The organism is Paenarthrobacter sp. YJN-5 (assembly GCF_015040095.1).
GTDB classification, from domain to species: domain Bacteria; phylum Actinomycetota; class Actinomycetes; order Actinomycetales; family Micrococcaceae; genus Arthrobacter; species Arthrobacter ureafaciens.
This window is the reverse complement of the sequence record NZ_CP053548.1, coordinates 40,400-66,312: the sequence shown is the minus strand read 5'-3', so window position 1 is coordinate 66,312 and position 25,913 is coordinate 40,400. Positions and strand designations below refer to the sequence as shown.

Genomic DNA, 25,913 nt, shown 5'->3' with positions numbered 1-25,913 from the left:
CGGATCGATCCATAGTGGTCAGATCAGGTTATTGACGGTTGAGGGGAACGTGTAATGGAACCAGTGTGCTTTATTGATCCTTTTGCAGCCGAGGGAGCTTCGGTGGCACCGCCGGGCAAACCTTCACCCGTTCCCGCTCCGTCTGTGAGCTCTGCTCCTTCATCTCGTGTTGTGTTTTCCAGCGGGCACGAACGCCAAGTGCGACTGCTCATCCACGACCTCGCAGTTTTGGCCGTGAGCCAAGACCCGACAGGGCCTTAGGCAGTCCTCCTACGTGTCCTTGGGCGAGATGTCAGGTTCTGCAGTGGTGCTTGTTACGAGCCATGCCAGGGCTTCTGCCCGTGAGGTGAAATAGCGTTTGGGACGGGGTGTTTTGTTCATGGCCAAGACAAAGTTGGCGATGACTTTGTCTACTGGTGAAGCGCCCAGAAGCGCGACGTGTGATGCTTGGCAGGTCCGACCGAAGACAGCGCGGGCACCGCGGCTGACCTCGGATGTTGTGGCCATGTCCACCAACAGTGGGCGTTCCGTTTGTCCGCATAGCTCGTTGACCATGTGCATAGCTGCCTCAGCATCACTTGATCGGATGATGGCGTGGCGCGCCCACTTCAGTTGAAGAATCCCGTGTTCGTCCATAAACAGTTCAGCTTTGCCTGACCCAACAGATGCCATTACCTGCAACCCCCAAGGCTCGTTAGCTTGACCCTAAATGTAAACCGATTGGATAGGGATTGCCTCCTTATCCGGTCTGTCTTTTTTGTCGGTTTGGTTGGTCAACCATTGGCGGTAGTTCGTGGCCAGCGTGTCGTTGCGGAGGAGGCCGCGTTCCAGGAGGGAAATTTTGGAGGGCCATTGGCCAAGTTCGCTGGCTGCGGTTGTGATGGTGCAACCCAGTGTGTTGCGTAGTTGGCGGAGATCTGTATTGTCTGGGGCTGCTTGGGGGTTGGTGATCTGACGGTAGATTTCCCGGGCTGCGTAGCGTTTGAGGCAGCGCATGATCTCCCGTTTACTCTTGCCCTCCGCGGTGCGTTTGACCACGTAGTCCTTGGTCCGTTGACACGACGCCATACGAACCAGGACGACCTGATACAGGGCATGGTTGGCGTTGCGGTCACCGCCTCGGCTGAGCCGGTGCCGGGTTGTTTTGCCCGAGGACGCGGGTATGGGGGCGACTCCGACGAGGGCAGCGAACTGGGCTTCGTTACCTATACGGTCTGGGTTGTCTCCGACAGTGACCAGGAGCTGGCTGGCTACTTCCGTTCCGACTCCTGGCAGGTCACAGAGCATCGGCGCGTAGCTGTCGAGGATTTCCTGGAGCGCGGCATCGGCGGCGGCAATTTCGGCGGCGAGTGAATGGCAGCGGGAGGCCAGGGCTTTCAGTGTCAGCAGGCACACGTACTCGGGGTCAGCCATGTGGCCCGACGGTCTGGTGCGGTGCAGGGACGTGATCATCGCTGCGGTGCCCAGCCCTCTGTACTTTGCTCGGAGCCTGTCCGGAGCTGAAACGAGAAGACCTTTGATCTGATTGACGGCCGCTGTCCGGGCCTTCATAGCCGACGCACGCCCGGCGCGCAGGATTCGGAGGCATTCAACGGGACCGTCTTTGGCTTTCGGAATTGATGTGGTCCGGCCGTCGAGTACTGATTGGGCGGCCTGGTAGGCATCCAGAGGATCGGACTTGCCTTCCGTCCGGCGGGCGGCACGGTTCGGCCGGTTCACCTCGAGTACCAATAAGCCTTCACCGCGTAGGACACGGGAGAGCTCGGCTCCGTAGGAGCCTGTCCCTTCGACCCCTACGGCTGTGACCGTGCCATGGCTGGTGATGAAGTCTACGATCTTGCGGTATCCGGATCCCACTGCCAGGAATTCTCTGTCGGCAAGTGGCTTGCCGTGTTCGTTGATGATGGCCACGTGGTGTGTATCGGCGTGTGTGTCGATGCCGGCGATGATGTTGCTTGGTTCTGTTGCCAAGATGGAAGCGGCCCCCAGTCGAGTTCAATGGCTCATGAATTGGGGGTAGGCCAGGTGGGCAGACAAAACGGTAATGGGATTAGTCGTATCAGGCTCCTATGAAGTCATGTCCGCCTGGCACATCACCCCCTTTGATGGACCTTGAGCCGGCCGACAAATCGTCGGTAAGACAGTGCCGGAAGGCACGTCAGTTTTTTGCTGAGTCACGCCGGCTCAAGACCTTTTCCAGTATTACCGTTTTTCGTGGCTGTCCTGGCGGATCATACGGTTCCGCTCCGGCTCAAGCTCCTGACCCCTCCGCAAGCTCCGGGGCCCGGCGGCACCGGAATTCTTCGACGGCGCTCCTGCGTCGCTGATTTCCTTTCGAAGATTTCCGGCACCTTGCCCAAGGGGAGGAGACGCCTCCGTCGGCCCCGTAGAGCACTACGTGCCAGCAACGAAAAACAACTGGAGGGAAGGGAAGCTGGCCGGTCACCTGAGCCGCCCCACCCACCAACCATTTCGGCAAAGAATGGAGCACCACCACAATGAACGCAGCACCCACACTGGAAATGCTCGACCCCACCACCCTGACCGTGGACATCAACGTCCGCAAAGACGCAGCCCTGACGGCTGACTTCATCGCCAGCATCAAAGAACACGGCGTCATGGAACCGGTGATCGCCCACCGCAAGGACGACGGCACGGTGCACGTGCTGATGGGACAGCGCCGCACCCGCGCCGCTGTCGAAGCCCAGCGCACGGAAATCCCGGTGATGATCATCGAGAGCCCGGAGGAGGCCGAACGGATCGTCACGCAGGTCGTGGAGAACATCCAGCGCGCCGAACTGACCGAAGCCGACGAAGCGGACGCCTACCACCAACTGTCCCTGATCGGCGTTTCAGCGGCGGCGATCGCCAAGAAGACCGGACGGAAAAAGACCACCGTCGAAGGAGCTTTGAAAGCCAAAGCATCCGAGGCCGGGACCGCCGCCCTGGGCAGGGGATGGAGCATCGAAACTGCCCTGATCATGGCCGAGTTTGAGCAGGACGAGGCCGCCACGGCAGACCTCGAATCCGTCCTCATGGACGAACCCGACCAGCTGTTCCACGTCGCCCAGCAGATCCGCGATGACCGGGCACGCGAGGCCGCCCTCACCAAACTGATCGATGGGCTGAAAGCCGAAGGCAAAACCATCGTTGACTACGCCGGCCACTACGCCGACGAAGAGAACCTGTTCGTTTCGGCAGCGAACCGGTCCGACGGGGAACCGGCCACCGACGAGGATGCCAACGCTGCCTTTGTCTCCACCGACTACCGAGGCGAGCACAGTGTCAGGCTGGTGATCGCCGGATGGAAGGAACTGGGATTCGCACCCAAGCACGAACGCTACGACGGCGGCAGCAATGTCCAGAAAGGCCCGATGACCGAGGAACAGAAGGCCGAACGAAAAACCCTGATCGCCAACAACAAGGCCGCCGAGTCGGCCACCATCGTAAGGCGTGATTTCGTCAGGAACCTGTTGGCGAAAAAGCAGGCACCTAAGGGCTGGCAGTATTTCACCGCCTACGCGCTCACACACCACCCTGAAACGGCCAGCGGCTATGACGGGAAGGTGGCCGCTGACATGGTTGGAGCGAAGTTCGACGAGACGGACCGGTGGGGATGGAACCCGCTGCGGGACCACGTGGCAGCGTCCACGGCCCGGCCTGAGTTCTCTCTGATCGCGCTGGTTTGCGCCGGGTATGAGAAGACCATCGCCAAGGACTCATGGCGGCGGCCCAGCCAGAACCACCGGGACTATCTGAACCAGTTATTTCAGTGGGGATACACGGCGAGTGAGACCGAGCAAATGATCATCGACAGCGGCAAAACCGCCGAGGAAACCGAAGCGGCATAAGAGAACCCTTGCCGGGCGGAACCCCACCGCCCGGCAAGGCACCGCGCCACTAACCACATCGTCGGCTTGGAACCGTTTCGTGCGCGGGCGGTCCGCCGCCCCAGGGCGGACCACAGCAGCCACTCACCAGCGGCGGACCGCCATCAACGCACCCACCGCCCACGAAACACCACTGCCGCGGATCCCGGAGAATCCACGACACCCCACCAAACCCCTGGTTGCGATTCGTTCGCGCGTCTTCAGCTAAGCTGAAGCCATAGATTTCCTTTTTTGCCGAAGGACACGAAGGGCCGGCTACCAAGCTGGCCCTTCGTGTTTAGGCCTGTGAATCGCTCGAGGCGCATGCCTCTCAGGCCGCCTCAGCCACAGATCCCTCGGCACTCTCGGGAGACTCTTCCACGGGGTTATCGGTTGTGTCCGATGCAGCGGACACCATGTCGGCGAGCCGCTTTACCTCAGCCCCGCTCAGACCCAGCCGGGCCGCCACATCCGTCCTCGCAGCCCCGGAGTCAAGCATCGCTCTGACAGTACGCGCGGACCCAAGCACAGCGGCTTCGGCATCAGTTTCTGCCTTCGCCAGGATCGCGTCAGCCTTCTGTTGTGCTTCGGCACGGACCTGCTCGGCCTGCTCCTGCTGTTCAAAGAATTCTGCGGCCATTTCAATCAGTCGTTCGTGCCGCTCAGTCATTTCCCTGGCCTTGGCGCGAGCCTTCTCACGCGCCGCCAACTGCTGTGCTGATTTCCGTGGTGCTGCCATGACTGGTGTCCCTTCCCCTGGGGTTGCCCGTGCCACGACCACACGGCTAAGGCCGCACTTGGTGGCACGGGAGGCGGCGTTGCGCCGTAATGGTCCTCGCTTACGCTCGGGCTGGTCATGCCCTGCCTGTCCACACGTGGACAGCTCCGAGATAAGGACGGTCTCTCCGCTGCCCACCCGGGGATAACCAGGGCGACGGTTCCACACAATCGAACGCACGGTGGATAACGAAAAGCGTGTTACCCACCGCCCATTCTCATGTGCAGAACCGCATCAAACCTTGATGGCCCGATCCTACCCTTTTTCGCTCCGTTCCATTGAGCACCGCTCGCAAGCTCACATCCGCCAATTCCACAGACCCAAAAGCACAGTATCTGTCACACCTCATGCATCATCGACAAGTGAGGCCGTTTCGCCGGTAAGCTGGATTCCGTGATGACCGTGCACAAGCTCAGTGCCGGCGACGGATACACGTACTACACACGTGAAGTCGCCAGCGGTGATGAGCTGCGCGCAGGCAACCGTGAGCTGGGCGATTACTACACAGTCGACGGCAACCCGCCGGGCCAATGGGGCGGCGGCGGAGCGTCGAATCTGGACGTTTCAGGGGAAGTCACCGAAGACCAAATGGCCGCACTGTTCGGTGAAGGACTGCACCCGAACGCCACCGCCATGCTGGCAACAGACCCCAAAGCGGACGTGTCTCTGGGCCAGCGGTACCGCAGGCTACAGCAGAAAGACAACGAACTTCAAGCCCGGATCAACCGCGCCACCGGAGACTACCAGCGCATGAACCACCGCGAACCCGACGCGGACAACCGACGCCTGATCCGCACCAAAGAGGGCGCCCAATACTTCCGCGAACTCAACGGCAGGAACCCTGCCGACAAGGAAGAACTCGGCAAGTTCATCACCGCCCAAACCAAACCCGCAGCACAAACCGTCGCCGGATACGACCTCGTGTTCGCGCCCGCGAAGTCAGCCTCAGTGCTGTGGGCCATCGGCGGTGAAGAGGCGCGCAAGGAAATCGAAGCGGCCCACAACGAGGCCATCGAAGAGACCATGGCCTACCTCGAACAGGAAGCCACCTTCACCCGCCGAGGCCGCAACGGCGTACGCCAGGAAGACGTAGACGGCGGACTGATCTACACCAAGTTCCGGCACTACGACTCCCGCAACGGAGACCCGCAGCTGCACGACCACATCGTGGTCTCCAACAAGGTCCTGGGCGCTGACGGGAAGTGGTCCAGCCTCGACGGGAGGCTGCTCTACCAGTTCAACGTGGCCGCCTCCGAGATGTACAACAGGGTGGTCATGGAGAAGATCTGCACCCGCCTCGGTGTCGGTCTGAAGGAACGCAAAGTCACCGGCGACCGACCCGTGGTTGAGATCGCTGGCGTCGACGTCGCAGCCATCGAAGCAGCATCGTCCCGCAGGGCCGGCATCAAACCCGTCATGGATGAACTGACCGCCGAGTTCACCGAAAAGCACGGCTACGCACCCACCAAGAAGCAACTGATCGCCCTCGCCCAGCAGGCCACCCTGGACACCCGCCCGAGCAAGAAGGAAGCACGCCAGCTCTCCGCCCTGGTCGGCGAATGGATGGAAGAACTCGGCAACATCCCCGGCGTCGTCGTCGGACCCGCAGCCGTCGAGAAAGCACGCGCGCACCGGCACGACGCCCGGACCGAGGACGCCCAAGGAGACCACCTTCCCTGGATGGTTGCCCACGCCGACGAGATCGATCCGATCCTCGAAGCGCAAGGCGTTATCGAACGTCTGGAGCAAAGCCGGGGCGTGTGGGGAGAACACCACATCAGGGCCGAAGCCACCCGCCGGCTCGGGTCCCGCCTCGGTGAAATGCCCATCCCCAAGACACTCCTGGAACAAGTCACCGCCCGCGCGACAGACCAGTTCTCCCTGCGCATCACACCCGAAACACGCACCCCCGACATCGACGCGCTCCGCCTGGCCAACGGCGGATCCAAGTACGGCAAACCGCACTCCACCCTCTACACCTCAGCCGGGATCCTCCACAGCGAAGACCGGCTCCTCACAGCCGCGCAAAGCGTCGTCATCCCCGCCGCAACCATTGATTCGTTCGATGCTGCGTTGGCCCGGCAAGAGAAGACGTTCGACGCCGGGCAGCTGCGCATGGCCAAAGAGTTCGCCTGCAGCGACCGGCTGCTGCTGATCGGAGTCGGCCCAGCAGGTGCAGGCAAGACCACGGCACTGAAGCTCGCCGCTGACACCGTCCGGGAAGCTGGCGGACGCGTCTTCGGGCTGGCACCGACCGCCGTGGCCGCTGCCGTGATGGGAACCGAACTCGGAGCCACCGCCACCACCATTGACTCTTTCGTTCTCGCCCACGCCAACGGCACCCAGGATGAGAAGAGCACACCCAAACCCGGCGATGTGATCATCATCGACGAAGCCGGAATGGTCGGCACACAACGGTTCGCCGCAGCCGTCACCATCGCCGAGCAGCACGGTGCCGTCGTCCGTGCCCTCGGTGATGACCAGCAGCTCTCAGCCGTCGGCTCCGGCGGTGCGCTGCGGCTGTTGAAGAACACCGTCGGCGCAGTCCACCTGGAGGACCTGCACCGGTTCCGGAACGCCGACGGCACCGCGAACGAGGCAGAAGCAGCAGCCACCTTGGCCCTGCGCGAACCCCCGGTCCACGGCGTCGATGACCCTTGGACGTTCTACCGGGAGAACCGCCGCGTCGTCGGCGGGGACGCCGAAACCATGACGTCCCAGGTGTTCGAGGCGTGGCAGAAAGACACCAACGCCGGCAAGCACTCCATCATGATGGCCTTCGACAACGCCACCGTCACCGAGCTGAACGCCCGCGCCCAGGCCTACCGGATCGCCACCGGAGAACTCGACCCGGACACCCCGGCAGCCCTGCTCCGCGACGGGCTGACCGCCCGCGCCGGGGACATCATCGTCACCCGCGAAAACAACCGACGCCTCGCCACCAACCGCGGCAAAGACTTCGTCAAAAACAACGACGTCTGGAACGTCCTCACCGCCCACGACGACGGGTCCCTGACCGTCCGGCACCACGGCCACCAAGGCACCATCACGCTCCCCGCAGACTACGTTCGTGGCAAAACGATGCTCGGATACGCGGCCACGATCCACCGCACCCAAGGCGTCACGTGCGACACCGTGCACGCCCTGATCAGCTCGGGACTGTCCCGCGCGCTGGCGTACGTCGCAGCGTCCCGTGGCCGGTACTCCAACAAGCTCTACGGCATCGTCGGCGACGGGGAATCCATGGAAGACGTCCTGACGGCCGTGGCCGCCAACCACGACGGGAACCTCACCGCGCACGAACAAATGGACGCCGCCCGCGCCCAAGCCCGGTCCCTGCCGGACATGTCCGCTCAGTACCGGGACATCGACGCCCAGGCCAACGAGCTGCGCATGGCCAACATCGCCCGCCGTGAACTCGGCGAAGGCGTGGCCGGGACGTTCACGAAATCCACTGCCTGGGGAGCAGTCTCCACGCACCTGCGTGCGGCCGAGAACGAAGGCTTCAACTTCGTCCACCTGCTCAAAGACAGCGTGAACGAGGAAGACTTCGGTGCCTCCGAGGATCCCGCCGCGGTTCTGGCCTGGCGCGTCGAGGACCGCCTCGATCGGTGGCGGGACCGGGCGGCCGACACGGGCCGCCGGCCGCTGGAATCCATCACCGACGAAGCACTGGAACGCCTCGACCGCCGCGCCGTCAGTGAGCTGATGCGCGCCAAAGCCGACGCGGCACGCAGACCCGGTGCCGAGGCTCAGGACCGGAAAGACCTGGCCCGCACCTGGTTGGCCGAAAGGAAAGACACGCCCTGGCAGCGACGCCTTCACGGCCACCTCAGCGACGATGACCTGGCAGCCCGGCTCCGCGCCGCGCAGCAACAGGCCCGGACGGACACGACCATCAACGACCCCGCAGCCGCCCGTAAAGCACAGTGGCTGGCAGCGTCCCTGCACAAGGAACAATCCCTCCGTGAACTCATGCCACCTGAGGCCCGGGCCGATGAAGCCTACGAACGTGGCGCCCTGAGCAACTGCCGCCGGGACGAGAACGGACCCAAGGTCGAAGCCGCCGCGCAAATCCACCGCAGGATCCGCGCTGAAATCGAACTGCGCCGCCAACTGCCAGCCCCCGTCAGCGTCGAGGCAGCAGCTGACCGGCTGCCGGCATGGATGGCACCCGCCGACGTCTTCACCCATGACGACACCCCGGCCCTGTGGCGGACAGAACTCGCCGCGCGCCGGGAAATCATGGCCACCGAAGTCACCCGGCTCGGTGCCCAACTCGCAGCCGAACCACCAACCTGGGCAACTGCCCTCGGGCCGGTGCCGTCCGATCCCGCACGGCAGGAACAATGGCGGCAGCTCGCCGTGGAAATCACCACCTACCGCGACATGTACCGGATCCCAGCCAGCCAGACTGCACCCGTCCCGGATGACCACCAAGATAAGGGCTTGGGTGCCGATCTCGCCCAGCGGATCATCGCCATGCACAAGTACACCGCACAGACGACCAAGGAACCGCTGTTGTCATCTGACGCTTCCCTCATGGCCGAGGTCGCCCACGTCGAAGCCATCGTGAAGGAAACACCAACACCTGCCGAAGACGTCGTTGACCACCTGCAACAAGCACGGGGCACGGAAGCGCACCTCAGCCCCGCCCAGGAACGCGCCGAACGCATGGCTGCACTTGCCCGGAAGGTCCGGGAAAACCGAGCCAAACGCCAAGGCCCGAACCCAGAAGCGCGGAATCCCGAAGCCGTCAAGGAAGCACTTGAACAGATCAAAGCCCGCCGTGCCGAGGAACAGGCACGACGCGAAGAACCCCGCCAAGCGAAGGATCCGGGGCCGCAACATGACCGCCGCGGCCCTGGTCGTAACCTTTAGAGACGGATCCTTTGGGGTGCTGCTTCACGCACCTCATAGACGTAGGGGAGCACAATGACCGATGAAGTTTTTCCCGAACACAAAGCGGAAGCGGGCGTCTTTTGGATCCGGGACGGCAAAGAGATTGCTGGCACACTGAAGTACACGGAAGAGGGTTACGCTCTCGGGTTGTCTGATTTCTGCTTTATGCCGAAGCAGGTTGAGATCTCTGATGGCGCCATTAGGTACGGTGTCGCTCCGGATCAAATCGCAGCAGACTTTTCGGCACGCGTGATTTTCGGCCGCCTCAGCGATGGATCGCTGATTACCTTCCTGGACGCTCATATGCAGCCAGGCCCCGACTTCACCTTTCACAGCCGCCAGCTATTCGAGGGCCACCGACGCCTGCATGGGGCTCACATATCAGGTGAGGATGAAGAAGTTGAGGGGATTCGCTGGTCCTGGCCAGTTTCTGCTTCGACGGTCAACTGGACAACAGAAACGGAGGTCGCTGGCCCCATTCCAGGGCAGTTGGCACCGTGGGAACATGACCGGAATGCCGGCCTGACTTTCATGGCCGGAACCCCGACGCCCTTGGAAGTGCTGACACAGAATGTCCAGTCGTCGGCTGCGCAGCTTATTGGCCTCTGGACCCGAAAAGAAGCACCCATGCCACTGGTGACCGAGATCTTCCTTGTGGAGCACGGGTGGTGTTCGTACGTCCACAAGGAGGAAGAAGAACAAAAGCTCCTCCGGTCGAGCGCTTTGCTACCCCTAGGAAAGCTGGGGCTGGAGCAAATGGCCTCATGGCTGCCACTGGCGGCCAAACTTGAGCCGTTCCCTTACATTGCCAACCTCCAACCAACTGTTGTGCAGGTCGAAGCACAGGTTTTGCTGACGGCGTTGGAAGGCCTGCATCGCAGGCTGCACAGCAACGAGCGCCCGTTCCATGAAGTGAGCGTGCGAGGGGTAGAGCGTGCCATGAAGGCCGCACGCCTGGCTGGCGCCCAGGCGCTGGCAAATGAAGGCCTCACAGATCAAAGTGCCGCGGAGAAGGTCCTGCGGGACGCGCTGAGTCATGTGGACCAACCCAGCTATCACGAGAGACTCGTTCAACTGGTAAATCCAGTATTGGAGGTTGCCCCAGGTGTTTGTGGACCGGAACTGGAGTCGTGGCTCGCGATCGTCAAGAAGATCCGCAACGACCAGAGCCACCAGCTGCTTGGGACCTTCGGTAATGCCGAACTCGGTCCCTACTTCGTTGCCACAACCTCCTGTAAATGGATCCTGATCCTCCGAATTCTCCTTGAGATGGTTTCCCCCGAGGACCTCAGGGAGGCAGTGAAGAAATCCCAGAGCTTCATGTATGCCCTTGCCAACATGGACGAAGAGCATATCTGGGGTGAGCCGGGTGCATTGGGAACATTCACCGCAGCGGGATCCGACAGCAGTGACCATGAGAACGGCGGTTACGAAGTAGACACGTAATGGCGTCCGGCCTGAGGAATGCACGCCGTTGTCCTAGGTGACTGGGCGCTAGGATTCCAAAGTGAATCATCAGCAGAAGAAGAGCGGTATCGTCCAGAACTCCGCTGCCGGCGCAATAGGTGGAGTCGTAGGTGCGGGGGTCATTGCGTACTTCGTAGCAATCTGGACCGGGACAGTTTCCGGACCCCAGAATCCTGCCTTCGGGCGGGACGTGGCACCGTTCGTTGTGGGTGTAGTGGTCGTTATTCTTCTGGCCGTAAGGCAAACACGAAGGTTGATCTTCAGCATATCTAGGCCCCTGAAAAGGCTCGCTATATGGCTATCCGGCATTCGGGTCTACGACAAAACGAGACGGGAGGCTCTCGTGATCCGGGGCGTGGAGGAAGCTCTGGCAGAAGTAGCTAGACGAAACGCCACCTCCACCAAGTTCACGATCAGCTACCTACCGGACTCTCCCTTGGATGGCGACTGGTTCTCTCTTACGGACTACTCGGGCATTGGCAGCCGAGGCCAAGGACCAATGACGGAAATCCATATCAGTGCACCCACGGATCAGATAGAAATGCCGGAGAAGGACGGCCCGACGATCCCCGGAGACAACCCCGAGGACCCCTACGATTTCAGCGGCCGCGTAACCGACCATGGGCACCTACACGGCGTCAACTTCAGGGTTCTCTCGAAAGATAAAGACGGCTATCCCCGCTGCAACTTTTACCGGGTCGGCCCCACCGGCCAGACATTGAAAGGGGTTAGAACGGGCGTCCCAGGCCAGATTCAATATGGGCCACTCGTCACTAATTCCAACATCAGCGACGGAACGCTCAGCGTCGAATGGACCTCTACCGGGCAGGTTATGGGAAGGCTGGTCCCGAGCGGCAATACCTGGATCGTCGAATCTGGGCGGTGCGAGGGGCGTCTAAGCCAGGTTTTCATAGTCGAAGACGAGCTAGGCGTGGCCAGCACGGCCGCCGATGGTGTTCACCTCTTACGGACCCACGCCGAACAAGATGACTGATTCGGCAAGTAACTGCGGATCACGGGCTAGTTGGATCTTCCGGCTAGCATCAACCTATGGCAAATCCGACCGTGAACGTCTACATCGATGGCTTCAACCTGTACTACGGCAAACTCAAGGGACAGCCATACAAATGGCTGAACCTTCAGGGTCTCTTTGAAGACCTGATGCCGGGCTACGAGGTCAAGCGCGTCAAGTACTTCACGGCCCGGGTGAAAGCACGTACTGATGACCCTCAGGCCCCTGCGCGGCAGAGCGCCTATCTTCGCGCACTGGCCACGCTGCCGAAGGTCACCATTCACTATGGTCAGTACACGGTTCACAACGTGCGGATGAAGCTGTCGGACCCCAATGCGGTCCCACGCACCGTGGAAGTCATCAAGACCGAGGAAAAGGGCTCGGACGTGAACCTGGCCGCCCACCTCATGATGGACGCCTTCCGGGACGATGCAGACGTCTATTTGGTGGTCAGTAACGATTCCGACCTGACTGAACCACTCCGCATGACGAAGACCCTTTTGCGCAAGCACATCGGTATCGCCAAGACATATGAGAAGGTCAGCAAATCTCTGATGAGGTGTAAGCCCGATTTCGTCAGGGACATCCGTGTTGGTGCCCTTCAAGCGAACCAGTTCCCCGACGTGATTAGCGACGGGAACGGGAAAATTACAAAACCTGCTGGCTGGTAACCCCCAAGAGAAGCTGGTTAAAAAGCAGAGACTCCCGAAGGAGTCTCGCGGCCAGCCGCCGAAGCGGACTGGGGTTATGTGTAAATACTGTCGTGGTATAGAGCAAGTGTCAAATCTGGGAACCCCATGCATTATGTCGATGTCAAGCCCTTGACAGCCTTTTAGAGGCTTCTCGGCCACGAAAAGAGCGCCAAATGCCAGATCCGGACCTGCCGGTAGGCTTTAGCTTTCGGACGAAGAAGGCAGGGCATGGGGGGAATGCATGGCTTCGGCCTGAAGGACAGGCCGCTGGCGGAGCTGTACCGGACCACGACAGGCCCTGTGGCCTTCATTGATGAGTCCTATAGGGAGCCGCTGCACACGGATGAACGGCCGTTTTATTCGATGTCGGCAGTCATCGTTGGCCGTGACCAGGGGGCCCTTGTCCGGGATGTCCTGATGGACATTCCCGGGAGCACTTACTGGCACACCACCGAGGCGTACCGCACCCCGGCCGGGAAACGGGTCATCAAGGAGATGATCGAGTACATTGCCGGCGCCGCGGAGTACAACATCGTCACCGTGCAGACCCAGATCCGCAAAGACGATCCTTCCATGAAGACCGCACGGCATGAGTGCCTGGGCGCTTTGACGAAGGAGCTCACGCGCGGTTCCGGCCCGAACGCTGTACGGCTCTTGGTGGTCGAGTCCCGCAACGCCCGTGCGCACCCGGGCGGAGACGCCGACGACGCCAACGTACTCAAGCAGTTGCGTTCCGCCGGCAGCATCGATCGTCTCGTGCATGTCCATCACACATCCCCGAGCAGGGAGCCGCTGTTGTGGGCGGCGGATCTGAGCGTGTGGGCTTTCCGCCGGAACTTGGCTGTCGGCGATAAGCAATGGTTCGAACCTCTGCAGGACATCTCCACGGTGCTGCACGTGGACGGCGCGGATGTGTCTGTTAAACGAAGCAACCCCCATCTGCCGCAGCAAAGTCCGGGGGTCCAGCAGACTGTCTCCCATGAATCCGGCCGTGGCCGGGGCAGAGGGCCCGCTGTTGCTTCTGCCTCAAGTGTAGTGTTTGACGGCTCCGAAAGCGAAGCTCTGGCCCGGATCCGGCGCATCGCCGGAGCCGCTGGGAAGACCGTGGAACAGGAGGTGACGTTGGCCGTGGCCACCAACGAACCACGCCGCCTGGTCGCGGCCGCGAACGCCTACCTCAGGCAGTCACGCCAACCAGGTGCACCGGCGAAACCGCGCACGGAAGAGGCCATCACCCAAGCGGCGCAGACCATCATGAAGCCCGAAGGATCCCAGAAGGTCAAAGACGCGTTGGAGCAGCTGCGCCAACAGCGCGCGGCCGCCGCGGAGAACCGCCCCGAGACGGCTGCCCCGAGGCAACAAAAAGACCACCGCCCCGGCTATCAGCGATAACCAGGGCGATGGCCCCCACTCCCTTTGACGGAGAGGAACGAAGGACCGGCAGAAGGTGGGAGGGCTGCCGGCCCTCCGAGACTATGGGTCGTCCTTCCTCAGGCGGCGAGGTCTTCGGTGACGTAGTCAGCCACCGACCACGCACCGTTGCTGCGCGTGAGGACCAGGAAGATGTTGCGTTTCCGTTTGTCCGCTTTCAGGTGCTTTCCGTCGGCGTCGCGCCACGTCCACGTGGCGGTGAAGTTCCGGTAGGCCACGTCCTCGGTGTCCGTGCCTTCCTCCCCATCGATGGGTACGCCAGGGCCGATCGTGGGTTCGGAGAAGGCCCCCAGCGGGGCCAGCTCAAGCCATAACGCCTGTGAGGCGTTCCGCTGTGGCTCTACTGTCCGCTTGGCCAGGGCGGGGATCATTAACGGGTGCGCCCGGACCGCGGCGGCCGTTTCCGTCCTGTCGGTCGCGACTTCCCAGCGGGTGATGAGTTCGGCGAACGCGGCCGCTACTTTGTCCGGGTTCCTCCGGTCCACCTCGAGGAGCTGCTTCACCGTGTCGTCCATGGCGGCCGGTCTCGGTGTCGCCGTTGCAGTCGGTGTTGGCGCGGACGGTTGGCTTTCTTGGCCGCATCCGGCAAGGGGCAGTGCCATTGCCACGACGATGACGGCGAGTGTCTTGGGGAGCCTCATAGAACGCCCTTGCCTTTCAGGATGGGTGTCGGGTCAATGGGTTTCACTTCGCCCAACTTGGGATCCACCGCGCCCAGGCGGGGGTCCACCGGGGCGCCGGAGTACATTTCGAAGTGCAGGTGCCGCCCTGCCACGTTGCCGGTCTCACCTTCGGTACCAAGGGGTGTGCCGGCCGATACCGTGTCGCCTTCCTTCACGCGCAATGACCCGGCGGCCATGTGCGAGTAGGTGGCCGTGAGTTTGCCGTCGAGGCTGACACCGGCGACCCAGGTTCCGCTGCTGGACTGCAGTTCGTGGGCGATGACGATCTTCATGTCCATCACGGCCACAACGGTTCCGCCGGCCCCTGGGGTGGAGAAGTCGATGCCGTAGTGGAAGTTCCCGCCGATGTTCAGCGTGCCGGGAGGTGTTGGCCGTGGCCCGTACCCGGAGGTGAACGTCGATCCGGGCAGCGGGTGGGACCATTTGCCGTTCAGGGCCCCGATTTCAACGCCGCTGGCCGGGCAGGACTCGCCGTACTTGGTTTGGGCGGTGTCCATGATCTTGTCCACGTAGGCGCGGGTCTCCGCGTACGGCGGGATGCCCTTGTGGGTCTCGACCGCGCCGGGACCGGCGTTGTAACCGGCCAGGACGAGCTTGATGATGTCCTGGTTGCTTGCCTTGGCCAGCGGAAGCAGCTGCTTGACCAGCGCTCCCATGTACCGGCCTTGGGCGGCGATCGCGTGGGCCGGGTTCCGGATGTCCCCGCCCTGGCCGTAGGTGGCCCACGTGCCGGGCATGAACTGTGCCAGGCCCGATGCCCCGACCGGGGAGGTGACGTTGGGGTTCCAGTTGCTTTCGGCCTCCAGCTGCGCGGCGAGGACCGACGCGGGCACACCGGCGACGCCGGCGGCCTTGGACACGAGTGGCCCCCAGCCGTTGGGTACTTCTTTCTCGTTAAAGGTTGTCCCGTTGACGTTCACGCACGCGGCAGCCTGCGCCGGGGAGGCGTTCCCGCCCACGGAGATCAGCGCGACACCGACCAGGGCGATGACAACCAGGATCGGCAGGGCCAGGACGAAGAGGACCTTACGCATCGGCCGGTTCCGCCTGGTTTTCCGTGTGGGCGCCGTCGGTGCTGGTTGTGTCTTCGTCCACGAACGCTTCGAAATCTTCGCTTTCGGTGCGGAGTTCCAATCCCTGGCTGGTCGAGTCGGCGTGGCTCTGGTTCTCCAGGCAGTACTTGAAGGTGCTGCGCTGCTTGAAGGTCTCCATTGTTGGCCACAGCCCGCGGCTGAACCATTCGGTCAGCTCAAAGCTTGGCTTCTTCGACTTCGCCCCGTAGGCGGCTTTGTGGGCCACCATCAGCGCGGTCAGCAGCTCCACCGCATCGGGGTGGCGGTACCAGCAGGCCGGGATCCAGCCTTCGGAGTTGGACCAGTGACGCAGGATCCGGTTCTGCAGCCACACGACAAAGGTGTCCAGCTCCGCCCACAGTTCCTTGCGCTGCTCGGGCTTCAGCTCCTTCCAGAACCACGGCCCACCAGCGGGATAACTGGTCAGTTCCTCGAACAGGTTCGCGGCGAGCTCTTCGACGCTGTCCAGCCGGTCCAGCACCTCGGGAAGGACATCCGCCAGACCCGGCCCTTCGCCTGTCAGTTCGCCCGTGGTGGTGTCCACCCCCGCCGGGACCGGTGCCCCGTCCGGTGCCCCGCCCTTGGGGAATGGTTCGCTGCTCACGACGCGGCTGCCAGGTTCGCTTCGGCTTCGGTCTCTTCGGCGGCGGCCTGTGCTGCGGTCTCGGCGGTGATGCCTTCCTGTTCCAGGCACCACACGCGGGAGGCTTTGAACTTTGCGCTGTCGGGCCGTTCCCACCAGGGAACGACGTTGACGACGGCTTCAATCTCCCGGTACATCAGCAGGACCTTGCCCTGGGAGAGCTTGCGGATCTCATCGACGCGCATCTTCGTGTCGAGCTGCTTGGTCTTGGAGGTGCTGACCGATGGCACCCCGTCCTTGCCGGTCGATGATGACGTGGAGGTGTGTTCCACCCAGTGCTTGCCGATCAGATCGGAAATCTTGGTCAGGAACTTCACGTCCGAGATACCGCCGAAGATGGTTTTCGCTGCCGCCGAGTCGAAGATCGTTTCCGCGCCTTCCTCGCCCCACCGGTTCACCAGCTGTGAGTAGGTCTGGACGAACACGGAGGTGTGGATGCCGTTGCCGCCACCTTCGGACATCAGCGACGGCAGCGACGGAAGGGCACAGGTGTTGGCCGCTTCATCCAGGACCACGGACAGCGGAACGTTCAGTTTCCCGGAGGCCAGGGACCCGGACTTCCGGATCGCCGCCTGGACCAAGGATTCGACCAGTGCGGTCACGATCGGTGCGGTGGAGGCGTTCATGGAAACACGGGTGAGGCAGTACAGGCTGTTGGGTGCGTCGGTGAAGGTGTTCAGGTCGATGCCGGGATCGTCCTCTGTCGCGCACAGCATGGACAGAACGTTCTCGTTCTTCATCGGGCCGGTGATCTTGCCCAGGGTGGTCTTGGTGTTACCGATGGTGTCCGGGTTGTTCTGCCGGCACCATTCATCAAGGTTCCCGGCCCAGGTCTTCACCGAGCGGGACTTGGAGCGGAGGATGTTGGCCGGTTCGTGCTCAGCGAAGTTCTGCGACCACCGGATCACGTCACGCATGGATCCGCCGGCTTTCAGCGCGGCGGCGTGCAGGAACGCTTCAAGGATCATCACACACCCGGAATCGAAGTACCGGTCAGCCGAGGACGGGGCGCCGGTCCGTGGCATGGCGTTGACCATGGCCGCGGCCCGTTCGGAGGCCACCTGGGGGTCCTCGCAGCCACCGACCATGTGCCAGCGGATCTTGTGCGGGTACTGGCTCAGGCCGTCGAAATCCGCGACGTAGACCGTGCCCAGGTCCTTCCGCACGCCCACGGTCAGGCGCAGCACGTCAGGGCGGGTGCTGGTGGTGATCACGGCACCGGCAGCGTCAGCCACCATCCCGGCGACCATGTAGGTGGTCTTTCCCCACTTCGGCGGGGCCACGGTGCAGGCGGTGTCTTCGGTGCGGATGGCGATCTCGGTGCCGTCAAGGACATACACCGCAGGGGCCAGGGACGACTTCTCAGCGCCCTCGATGCGCGACTTGAGCCCTTTGGCGGTGCTCAGGCCCTTCTCGCCCGTCTTGGCCTTCCTGCGCCGGGCCCGGAGGGCTTTGAGGCCGAACAGGGCACCGATGTAGGCGGCGATGAGCAGCACGACCAGAATGATCCAGACGGTGAGGGGCCAGCCCCACTGATCGGCGGGGTTGCCGTTCACGGCCACCGGGGACGTGGCCCGTCCGGGGGCTACCAACCCGATGATCGAGCCGAGCAGCGCCTTCCAGGTCTCCATCCAGTTAGAGAAGGCCAGACCCGTCGTCCAGACCAGGGCCACGTGCCAGAGCCCGGCGGAGAGGATGGCCAGGACAATCAGTTCACGCTCAGTCTTCTTCACTGTGGAACCGGACGGGCTGTGCTTTTCTACGGTGATGTTCTCGCTCATGGCTTTTCCCCTTTTTAGGCCACGTCCGCGTACGCGGAGTCGGTTTCGCGTAGTGCCGAGTCGGTGTCGGTCATTTCCACTTCCCAGCCGGAGCGGACGTGCTCAATTTCCACTTCGGGTGCGTCCGCGCCGGATTTGAGCAGGTGGTGTCCGTTGCGCAGGACCATGATGTCGTTCGCGGAGTCCGGGTTCAGCCCGAACGTCCTGACACACCACTGGGCGGCCTCGGGCTTGTCCTGCCGGAAAATGTGCACTGTCTGGGCCTCTTCGATCACGGCCATGCCCGGGGATCCCGGGGGCACGTCGGTGGCGCCCTTGTGGATGTTGTAGATGTTCGACAACCCCAGGCCGCGGGAGAGCTTGATGTTGGAGCGCTGCTGGACGGCCAGCGGGCCGCCCAGGATGTGGCCGGCCTCTTCGTTGATCACGTTGGTCCGGATGCCCCGGTATTCGGGGCGGCGGACCGTGCCCAGCAGCCACAGGTTCGCCAGGCCCATCACCATGGGAATGGCCGGGCCGGTGTCAGGCAGCTGGGAAATATCGAACGATGTCAGGGTCTTGTTCAGCCGCACGTCCTTGGACGTTTCGCCGTCGAAGATCGACCCATAGGTTTCGAGGAGTTCGTTGAAGCAGAACCGCATCGAGATGCCTGCTTCGTGGAGCCGTTCCAGCGTGGCCGTGCTCATGCCGGCCAAGGTGGGATCGGCGGGGTTGATGACGCCAAGTAGGTCATGCAGGTCCGCCGTGGTCGGCGTTCGGCCGTCTTCGAAGTTCTGCAGCATGGTCCGGTACGCCAGACGCAGGGCTTTGCGTTCCCATTCGTCAGGCCCGTGACCGTCGCGGATCAGGGCCGGGACGGTGTTCAGGTAGACGAGCTGGTTGTTCAGGCCGTCATCGTTCACCCCTGAGATGGCGGGGTCCATGATGTTGAAGATGACGCCGGTGCCGTCCATGCGGAACTTGATGTGGTCCCCGTCGAACTCCCGCACGATGGGTGAGTATTCGCCCTCGCCCTTTTCGTTCTTCTTGTCGAAGACCACGGCGCGGCGGTGCCGCAGGATCAGCGGGCGGATCACGTACACCGTTTTGGTGTAGGCGGACTTCCCGGCTCCGACGTCACCAACGACCAGGACGTTCGTTGAGGTGATCCGTCGCGGGATCGAGTTGTAATCGGTGAACGGGTCCTTGCTGATGGCCGTCTGGGACAGCACGTCCCGGCCCGCGGCCACTCCTTCAACACCCGTGGGAGCGGCGATCAGGGCCGTGTTCAGGATCTCGGCCTGCCGGGTGGTCGTCGGAGCGCCCTGGAACGCCGGAGCGTAGAACCCGTTCTTGGCCTTGCGCTCGTTCACCCGCAACCGGGTGCCCTGTTCCGTGTACGGGGGCCACTCCCCCGACTCCAGGACCTGGACCTCTTCGATGACCGGAGCGGAAAAAGTTCTGAGGATGCCGCCCACGATCGGCACCCGCTGGATCCAGGACCCCTTCGCGCCGGGACCATCGATAACGACTTTCTGTTCCGCTTCGGGAATCAGGGGAAAGCCCAACTCGCGGGGTTCAGTGATGGCTTCCTTGCTAAGTTGATCGACCGGGCCCATCAGGCCACCTTCTCTTCCTTCTCGCCACGTCCGGCAAGCTGGTTCATCATCTTGGCTCCAAGCGTCGGTGTCGCCGGACGGGTGCCCCGGTAGATCGGCCACGTGGCCCCGGCAGCCGCGGACTGGTACGAGTCCAGCCATTCAAGTTTCTGGATCCCGGCCGACTGCCCGGCGGTTTCCTCCAGACGGCTGGCGGCTTCGGTCAGGCCGGCCTGAGTTTGGGCGGAAATGGTGATGAAACCAACCCAGTTCACGCCATGCTGACCGGTACCCGGCATCAAGTCCGCGCCCCGGGCCCTCGCCGATTTCAGGTTCACGTCCGTTGCGGGGTCAACCAGTTGGCCCTTCTTCTTCTTCGCGATCACCGCAGCCTCGTCCCGCACGACGTCTTTTGATGCCAACTGGCGGGCCTGATCTGCGGGCACTGTTTCGAGCTGGAAGCTCAACGTGCGCGCCCCGGAGCCGGCGTTGTGCAGCAAGGACAGCAGCCAGTACGGGGTCCTTTCCCCCGTCTCCATGTTCTCTGCGGTGATCATCGCCGTCCGGTGGCCCCAGACGACCTCTTTGCCGGTGATCGGGTTGGTTCCTTTGACCCAGGTGGAGTTCCACTGGTCCTGGGACGGCAGGCCCATCTGATCGGCTTTGACGCCGGAAACCATCAGCGGTGGCCGCGACGGGTTTTGCTGGTGCAGCATCATGGCCACCACGGCGCGGGCGGTCAGCGGGCGGACCGTTCCGAGCTTCGCGGCCCGCAAAGCGCGGGCAAGGGAGGAAATTTCGGCGTCCATCAGCCGTCGCCAGCCGTCCCGGCCCGCCCCGTACCGGGCTGCCGTGGTGTAGAAATCCGGTGTCAGCGGCCAGCGGCCGACCACCAAGTGCCGCTGCACGAACGTGCCCCGGCCGGTCCGTTCAAGAACCTCCTGGTAAGAGCCGACGGCTTTAGGGTGGGCGTCGGCGGAGAGGTGGTCCTGAACCCACGCTTCGTTCAAGGCCAGGTCCGGTGGAAGGACACGGGTGAGGCCCTGGACGCCGCTGACAAGTTTGGACGCCGGGGCGAACCCGGCCAGCATCGAACCAAAGCCCGCCTGGGCCTGGTCCTGCTTGCGCTGGGATTCTGCCCCGCGCAGCTGCCCGGAGACTTCGAACGCGACCGACAGGTACGGTTGTTCACCGATTGGCGCATGCCAGGCAACCCCGGGCTTTCCAGTCCGGGCATCAAGCCAGCCCATGCCATCGGCCCCGTCCGGACGGGACCGGACAGCGGCCATGATCCTGGTCTTTTCGTCCTTGTTCCTGGTCATGTCCGCCAGTGCGCTGGCCTCCTCCCATGCAGCTGCGCTGTAGGGGATGAACCGGTCGGTGCCGGCTTTCTGCCGTTCCTTCCAACGGTCCCGGCGCTTGCGCCGCTCCCAGTAGGAGCCGCGGTGCGTGGAGGCAGTGGCCAGGTACACGACCACGGTCGCCAACACTCCAGCTACCAGGGCCGGCCAGCCGGTGAACATCGTTCCGAAGAAGCCGCCCACAACGCACACAGCCAAACCAACCAGTTGCGTTCTGGACTTGATGCCACCAAAGAAACTCCGGTGCCCCGATTCCCCACCAATGAATCGTGTAGCCATCGTTTATCTCCCGTACCGTTCGGTTTCGTCTTCCATTCCGCCAGCCGCGTACTCTCCCCCGGCCGCACCGAGACGCGTAGCTGTCTCGCCTGCTTCCTTGGCCTTCTCCGCCGCCGCCATGGCACCCGCGGCAAGGAGAGTAGGAACACCAATCGCTGCCCCGACACCGGTCGACGACTCAGCAGCACCCGCCGCGGCCATCTCCTCAGCACTCCCGGCGGCCGCGCCACCGGCCCCAGCCCCGGCACCAACACCGGGCTTAGGAACCCCGGTACCGGTCGTGGAGCCACTGCTACCCGGTTCAGTCGAAGAACCGGCAGTCGCTGCTGCAGGAGTATCAGGGGTGGATCCCGCATCGGCCGGAGAGCCGCCGTTCAGTTCCCGGAGCTTACGGACAAGGGAGCCTTCATCCTGGGACCGTGCCTGATCCTGGGAAGCCGATCCCTGACCTGCCGTCGATGAATCCATGTCGGTCGGATCGCTCCCGGCAGAGTCACCGCGGTTCATGTTTTTCGCGTCCCGCAGGCTCTGGGGCCCGTACTCCTTTTGCGGAGGAGTCAGCGAAGGGCCGTTCTGGCCAGCCGCACCCGCAGGCATGACAGGGGCGAACTTCAGCAACATCATGGGAGCCAGCCCCGCGATCATCAGCGCGATAAAGGACGCGATGATGTTCATCAGCGTTCCCAACCCATCGCTCCACTTCATCCAGGACGCCGACGCGGCAATCATGTTATAGGCGATGCCGAGCATGAAGAACAGCAGCGGGTGGCAGGCAAGAATCCCGAACCACAACAGCGGAATCTTCCGGCCGAACGAGCCGTGCTTGGCCGACGTGAACCAGACCATGCCCAGTGGGGCCATAACGCCCGAAAAATACAGGGTCACCAGCATGACGGCCAGCATGATGACAACCACGAACAGGCCAATGATCATGCAGACCATCAGGAGAATGCCCACGATCACCCCGCCCGGTATCGCGGCGGCGTCGGTTTTGAGCATCGAATCCATGGTGTCGAGCATCCGCTCGGACGAGGACACGATCCCCCAGTTGATAAGACTGTCCGAAAGGGCACCCAGAGCCTTCACGATCATGACCCCGATCAGAGGCCCAAAAATAGCCCCGCCGAAGAACAAACCGGTCTTTGTCGTCAGGACCTCGAGGAATTCCTGGCCCGCCAGGGTGCCGCGGGCAACCTCGACGAACTGAAACAGCAGCAAGAAGCCCCAGACGATGATCGAAAGGGCAAAGCTGATCGCATACGCCTTGATGAACCAGTAGGCCGTTAGATCCGGTTCTGTCGCGTGGGCCAAGGCTGGCACGAGATCCTTCGCCAGGCCCTGGGCCCCTGCGCGGGTGGCAGTGAAGATAGAGCCCAGAGGATCAGCGGCGAAATTCACCGCACCGCTAATGGCATCAGCGGCAGGCTTCGCAGCATTGGCGGCTCCCACGGCAGCATCAATCAAACCGCCTACAAGCCCTCCACCATCTGCCTTATCTTCCATCGGAATCTGCATGAACATGGATCAGCACCCCCCGGAAAACGCGGAACCATCGGCGAAAAGTTCATCAAGAGTCCGCTCGGTTCCGTCGCTGCGGACCTTCCACGAGTTCTCTTCCCAGACAACCGTGACGGTGGAAGCAATCTTCTGACCGGTCGGCTTTCCATTACGGACTTCGGTCCCGCCGACGGTAACGCGTACCATGTCGGCGGTCGATTCTTCGATTGCGAATCTTCCATCAGCGAAGTTCACTGATCCGGAATTAACCCCGGGAAGAGGCTTAGCTGCCGCCAAGTTCGCGGCCAAGTTCGCTACTGTCCCCGTTGCACCCTCCGCGAGGATGGTTCCAGACACCCTAGTCCCATCGGCAACGCTCGGACGGGGGTACTGGGCGATCCACCGGAGGACGGCGGCCGCGAATCCAACCGCTCCGGCTTCGTTGTGCGGTGCTTCCTTCTGCGCCTTCAAGAGGCCGGTGGCGTCGTTGGACTTGCCTGCGAGGCAGCCGTTGGGTGTGTTGGCGACGTCGCTGGTCGCGGACGGTGCTGCTGCAGGTCCGCTGGTTTGCGGGTTGGCCTGGTACCAGGCGACAACTCCGCCAACCAGGGCGATCACTGCTGCGGCGGCGACAACGATCCATGCCCAGCGCGGGAATCCGCGCTGGGTAGTGGCAGTCGAGCTACGGCGAACCATTAGCCCGCCACCGCGAGGATCGCCCCGATGATGACGCCGAAACCTGCCAAGCAGGCCAGACCGATGCCCGCTCCTCCGGCCTTCTTTTTGCCTTCCGCGTGGGCGTGGGGGTTGTTGGCATCAGCCTTGGCCATGGCAACCAAGCCGATGATCAGGTAGACGCCGGCGATGATGATGGCCAGACCCCAGAGCACAGCGAAGAGACGCTGCCACCACTCAGTGAATCGTCCGCCCAGGGACGTGAAGTCAGGGATGCCGGGAAAGGGGTTATCGATCATCGGTACCGGGCCGGCCTGAACGATGGCGGAAGGGTCCACGGTCGTTGACAGTTCTGCCAGGGTCGAAAGAATGACGCTCATCGGTTCTGATCCTTCTCAAAGACGTTCTGGTTGGTTTGGGCGACAACGCCAGCAGCGATGGCGGTCAAGGCCTGCCGGGTGGCCGGGGCTAGCTTGGCGAGGGTGAGTGCACCGCGTTCAGCGACATGGGAGTCGTAGGGAACCGAGTAGATGTGGTCCTCAGCGATGCCTTTGTCCATGAATTGCTTCTTCAATTTCGAGGGTTTGAATTCGGGGCGTCCGTCGGACATCATCACCACGATTGCGCTCCGCGCGAGTCGGGCAGCGTCCTCGCCCTGGTGCTCCAGGAACTCCAGCAGTTCAAGGGCTTCGGACACAGCATCCTGGGCCAACATGGTGGGGATAACGAGTACGTCAGCGACCTCCACGGCAGCGCCGAACGGGCCGGAGCTGTACTGGTTACCGGTGTCCATCACACGGATGGTGAAGTGCTCGTCCACAATCGAAGCCACCTTGAGGACGTTCTCCTTGGTCAGCGGCGGCCGCCACTTGGGCGTGGAGCCGATCACTGAGGCAAAGCTTGTCTGCGTCACCGTATAGCCGCGCAGCTGCGATTGGGTTCGGACGGTCGAGATATTGGCAACGAGCTCTCCCATGCCAAGCTGGGGATCACCTTCAGCGCGGTAGGCGAGCTGGCCCTTATCGTCCGAAGTCTCCAGGATCGCTACCGACCCTCCACGGATCGCTGCCAGCACTCCGCCAAGAAGGATCGAAAGCGGGGTTTTACCAGCCGTGCCCTTCTTGTTGGCCACGAGCAGGCCGACAGCCCGGGTCCAGGTGGACTGTCGGATCAGGTCTTCGAAGCGGCTCTGGGACGCCGCGAGTTCCCGCGCGGCCAGTTCCTTGGCAGACGGAGCAAGCCTCAACAACCCACCGAACAGCTGATTCAGGAAACCGTTGAAGCCTTCCTTAGCCGGGGCGACCGGTTCAGCGTCCTCATCATCTAAGTCTGGCATCGTAACCCGCTCGAATGCAGTCGCCTGGACAGTCGGAGCTTCCTGTTTTGTCTTGCCCACCGGGACCGGAACTGGGTCCCCCACCTCGTCAGGTTCGATAAAAGGGTCCGCAGGCTCCTCGAAAGCCTCCGCTGCGACGGGTGCGGACTCCGGCCGTTCTTCTGTTTCTACATACATGCCCGAGCGCCGAGCACCCGGGAAGTTCAACTCTGTCATTGGAAAGGTCCCACCTTCCTAGTTCCCCAAACAAGGCTCAAATCAGCCCTGCACCTTACAAACACAGCTGTCTCCACCCGTACCAGCGAGGCCAGACAAAATGTCCATCGCGTGGAGCAGTCGCGCGGCCGATTGTGCCCGAGACAGCCTGCCTTCGCATGTCACATCATTCATAAGTGACAGGTTTCACGAGTCCGTGACGGGTTTCGTCACCTAAGCTCGCTATTGAGCATAGCGAGTAATTAAATTCCCCGCTATGCTCAATTTATGCACCTTGATCAATCAGTGCGGCAAGATTGTCCCTATGCCCCGGTACGTTCGTCCCAACACAGCCAACTCCCTGGAGCGGGTCATTAACGCTTTCAGCAACCTCACGAAGGTTGCGATCGTCGGTTATTTGAACGAGCACGGGCCTGCTACTCGGAGCGAAGTGGCGACCGCCCTGGAGATTGGCGTGGCTACGGCGAAACATAACCTCCAGCTGCTCGCGGATGAAGGTGTCGTCCTTCAGGATCCGCCAGCAACGGAGGAGCGCAACGGCAGGAGAGTGCGCTATACGCTGGTGCGTGCCGAGGTCGAACAGCGTTATGCCGAGCTGGGACGAGCGCTCGGCCTAGCCACTAGCGGGGAGTAAAACTTCC

Annotated in this window: 20 protein-coding genes; 7 read left to right on the top strand and 13 right to left on the bottom strand. The window is 62.5% G+C overall.

Annotated elements, in window-relative coordinates; all coding sequences use genetic code 11:
* Positions 1 to 270 precede the first annotated feature (270 nt).
* Together HMI59_RS25575 and HMI59_RS25570 are read right to left on the bottom strand one after the other, a co-directional pair.
* Positions 271 to 672: an STAS/SEC14 domain-containing protein gene (locus HMI59_RS25575; RefSeq protein ID WP_032491030.1), complete on the bottom strand. Its 402-nt coding sequence runs from the start codon at positions 670 to 672 to the stop codon at positions 271 to 273.
* Positions 673 to 705: 33 nt separating this feature from the next.
* Positions 706 to 1,971: an IS110 family transposase gene (locus HMI59_RS25570; protein WP_011776917.1), complete on the bottom strand. Its 1,266-nt coding sequence runs from the start codon at positions 1,969 to 1,971 to the stop codon at positions 706 to 708.
* Between the two features lie 527 nt (positions 1,972 to 2,498).
* Between HMI59_RS25570 and HMI59_RS25565 the strand changes: the two genes are divergently transcribed.
* Positions 2,499 to 3,851: a ParB/RepB/Spo0J family partition protein gene (locus tag HMI59_RS25565; RefSeq protein WP_193594638.1), complete on the top strand. Its 1,353-nt coding sequence runs from the start codon at positions 2,499 to 2,501 to the stop codon at positions 3,849 to 3,851.
* A gap of 349 nt (positions 3,852 to 4,200) precedes the next feature.
* Here HMI59_RS25565 and HMI59_RS25560 read toward each other — a convergent pair whose 3' ends face one another.
* A complete protein-coding gene (locus HMI59_RS25560; protein WP_227471761.1) occupies positions 4,201 to 4,608 on the bottom strand; it encodes a hypothetical protein in 408 nt (135 codons plus the stop codon).
* Between the two features lie 435 nt (positions 4,609 to 5,043).
* On the opposite strand from HMI59_RS25560, the gene mobF reads away from it, so the two are divergent.
* The 5 genes from mobF to HMI59_RS25535 all read left to right on the top strand — a co-directional run bounded on the left by mobF (position 5,044) and on the right by HMI59_RS25535 (position 14,112).
* Positions 5,044 to 9,528, top strand: coding sequence for a MobF family relaxase (gene mobF / locus HMI59_RS25555; protein WP_193594669.1), 4,485 nt, complete (start codon positions 5,044 to 5,046; stop codon positions 9,526 to 9,528).
* Positions 9,529 to 9,582: 54 nt separating this feature from the next.
* A complete protein-coding gene (locus HMI59_RS25550; protein ID WP_193594637.1) occupies positions 9,583 to 10,995 on the top strand; it encodes a HEPN domain-containing protein in 1,413 nt (470 codons plus the stop codon).
* 61 nt (positions 10,996 to 11,056) lie between these two features.
* A complete protein-coding gene (locus HMI59_RS25545; protein WP_193594636.1) occupies positions 11,057 to 12,010 on the top strand; it encodes a hypothetical protein in 954 nt (317 codons plus the stop codon).
* 56 nt (positions 12,011 to 12,066) lie between these two features.
* Positions 12,067 to 12,699 (top strand): NYN domain-containing protein, encoded by a 633-nt coding sequence (locus tag HMI59_RS25540; RefSeq protein ID WP_193594635.1) that lies wholly within the window; start codon positions 12,067 to 12,069, stop codon positions 12,697 to 12,699.
* 249 nt (positions 12,700 to 12,948) lie between these two features.
* Positions 12,949 to 14,112, top strand: coding sequence for a hypothetical protein (locus HMI59_RS25535; protein WP_193594634.1), 1,164 nt, complete (start codon positions 12,949 to 12,951; stop codon positions 14,110 to 14,112).
* A 98-nt stretch (positions 14,113 to 14,210) separates the two neighbouring features.
* Here the strand turns inward: HMI59_RS25535 and HMI59_RS25530 are convergent, their stop codons facing one another.
* From HMI59_RS25530 to HMI59_RS25485, 10 genes are read right to left on the bottom strand one after another with little or no spacing between them, the layout of a single operon-like run.
* Entirely contained in the window at positions 14,211 to 14,792 is a 582-nt protein-coding gene (locus HMI59_RS25530) for a hypothetical protein (RefSeq protein WP_193594633.1), read from the bottom strand.
* A complete protein-coding gene (locus HMI59_RS25525) occupies positions 14,789 to 15,868 on the bottom strand; it encodes a peptidoglycan DD-metalloendopeptidase family protein (RefSeq protein ID WP_193594632.1) in 1,080 nt (359 codons plus the stop codon). The genes HMI59_RS25530 and HMI59_RS25525 overlap by 4 nt, the downstream gene beginning before the upstream one ends.
* Complete coding sequence (locus HMI59_RS25520) at positions 15,861 to 16,511, bottom strand: hypothetical protein (RefSeq protein ID WP_193594631.1); 651 nt, start codon at positions 16,509 to 16,511, stop codon at positions 15,861 to 15,863. Before HMI59_RS25520 ends, HMI59_RS25525 begins: the two co-directional genes overlap by 8 nt.
* Positions 16,508 to 18,331 (bottom strand): type IV secretory system conjugative DNA transfer family protein, encoded by a 1,824-nt coding sequence (locus HMI59_RS25515; protein ID WP_193594630.1) that lies wholly within the window; start codon positions 18,329 to 18,331, stop codon positions 16,508 to 16,510. Before HMI59_RS25515 ends, HMI59_RS25520 begins: the two co-directional genes overlap by 4 nt.
* A gap of 14 nt (positions 18,332 to 18,345) precedes the next feature.
* Entirely contained in the window at positions 18,346 to 19,929 is a 1,584-nt protein-coding gene (locus tag HMI59_RS25510) for an ATP/GTP-binding protein (RefSeq protein WP_193594629.1), read from the bottom strand.
* Positions 19,929 to 21,548, bottom strand: a complete 1,620-nt coding sequence (locus tag HMI59_RS25505; RefSeq protein WP_193594628.1) for a hypothetical protein — start codon at positions 21,546 to 21,548, stop codon at positions 19,929 to 19,931. Before HMI59_RS25505 ends, HMI59_RS25510 begins: the two co-directional genes overlap by 1 nt.
* A gap of 3 nt (positions 21,549 to 21,551) precedes the next feature.
* Positions 21,552 to 23,051: a hypothetical protein gene (locus HMI59_RS25500; protein WP_193594627.1), complete on the bottom strand. Its 1,500-nt coding sequence runs from the start codon at positions 23,049 to 23,051 to the stop codon at positions 21,552 to 21,554.
* Positions 23,052 to 23,072: 21 nt separating this feature from the next.
* Complete coding sequence (locus HMI59_RS25495; protein ID WP_193594626.1) at positions 23,073 to 23,741, bottom strand: hypothetical protein; 669 nt, start codon at positions 23,739 to 23,741, stop codon at positions 23,073 to 23,075.
* Complete coding sequence (locus HMI59_RS25490) at positions 23,741 to 24,100, bottom strand: hypothetical protein (RefSeq protein WP_227471760.1); 360 nt, start codon at positions 24,098 to 24,100, stop codon at positions 23,741 to 23,743. The genes HMI59_RS25495 and HMI59_RS25490 overlap by 1 nt, the downstream gene beginning before the upstream one ends.
* Positions 24,097 to 25,272: a hypothetical protein gene (locus HMI59_RS25485; protein WP_193594625.1), complete on the bottom strand. Its 1,176-nt coding sequence runs from the start codon at positions 25,270 to 25,272 to the stop codon at positions 24,097 to 24,099. Before HMI59_RS25485 ends, HMI59_RS25490 begins: the two co-directional genes overlap by 4 nt.
* A gap of 304 nt (positions 25,273 to 25,576) precedes the next feature.
* Here HMI59_RS25485 and HMI59_RS25480 point away from each other — a divergent pair, with 304 nt between their 5' ends.
* Complete coding sequence (locus tag HMI59_RS25480) at positions 25,577 to 25,906, top strand: helix-turn-helix domain-containing protein (protein ID WP_193594624.1); 330 nt, start codon at positions 25,577 to 25,579, stop codon at positions 25,904 to 25,906.
* Positions 25,907 to 25,913 lie beyond the last annotated feature (7 nt).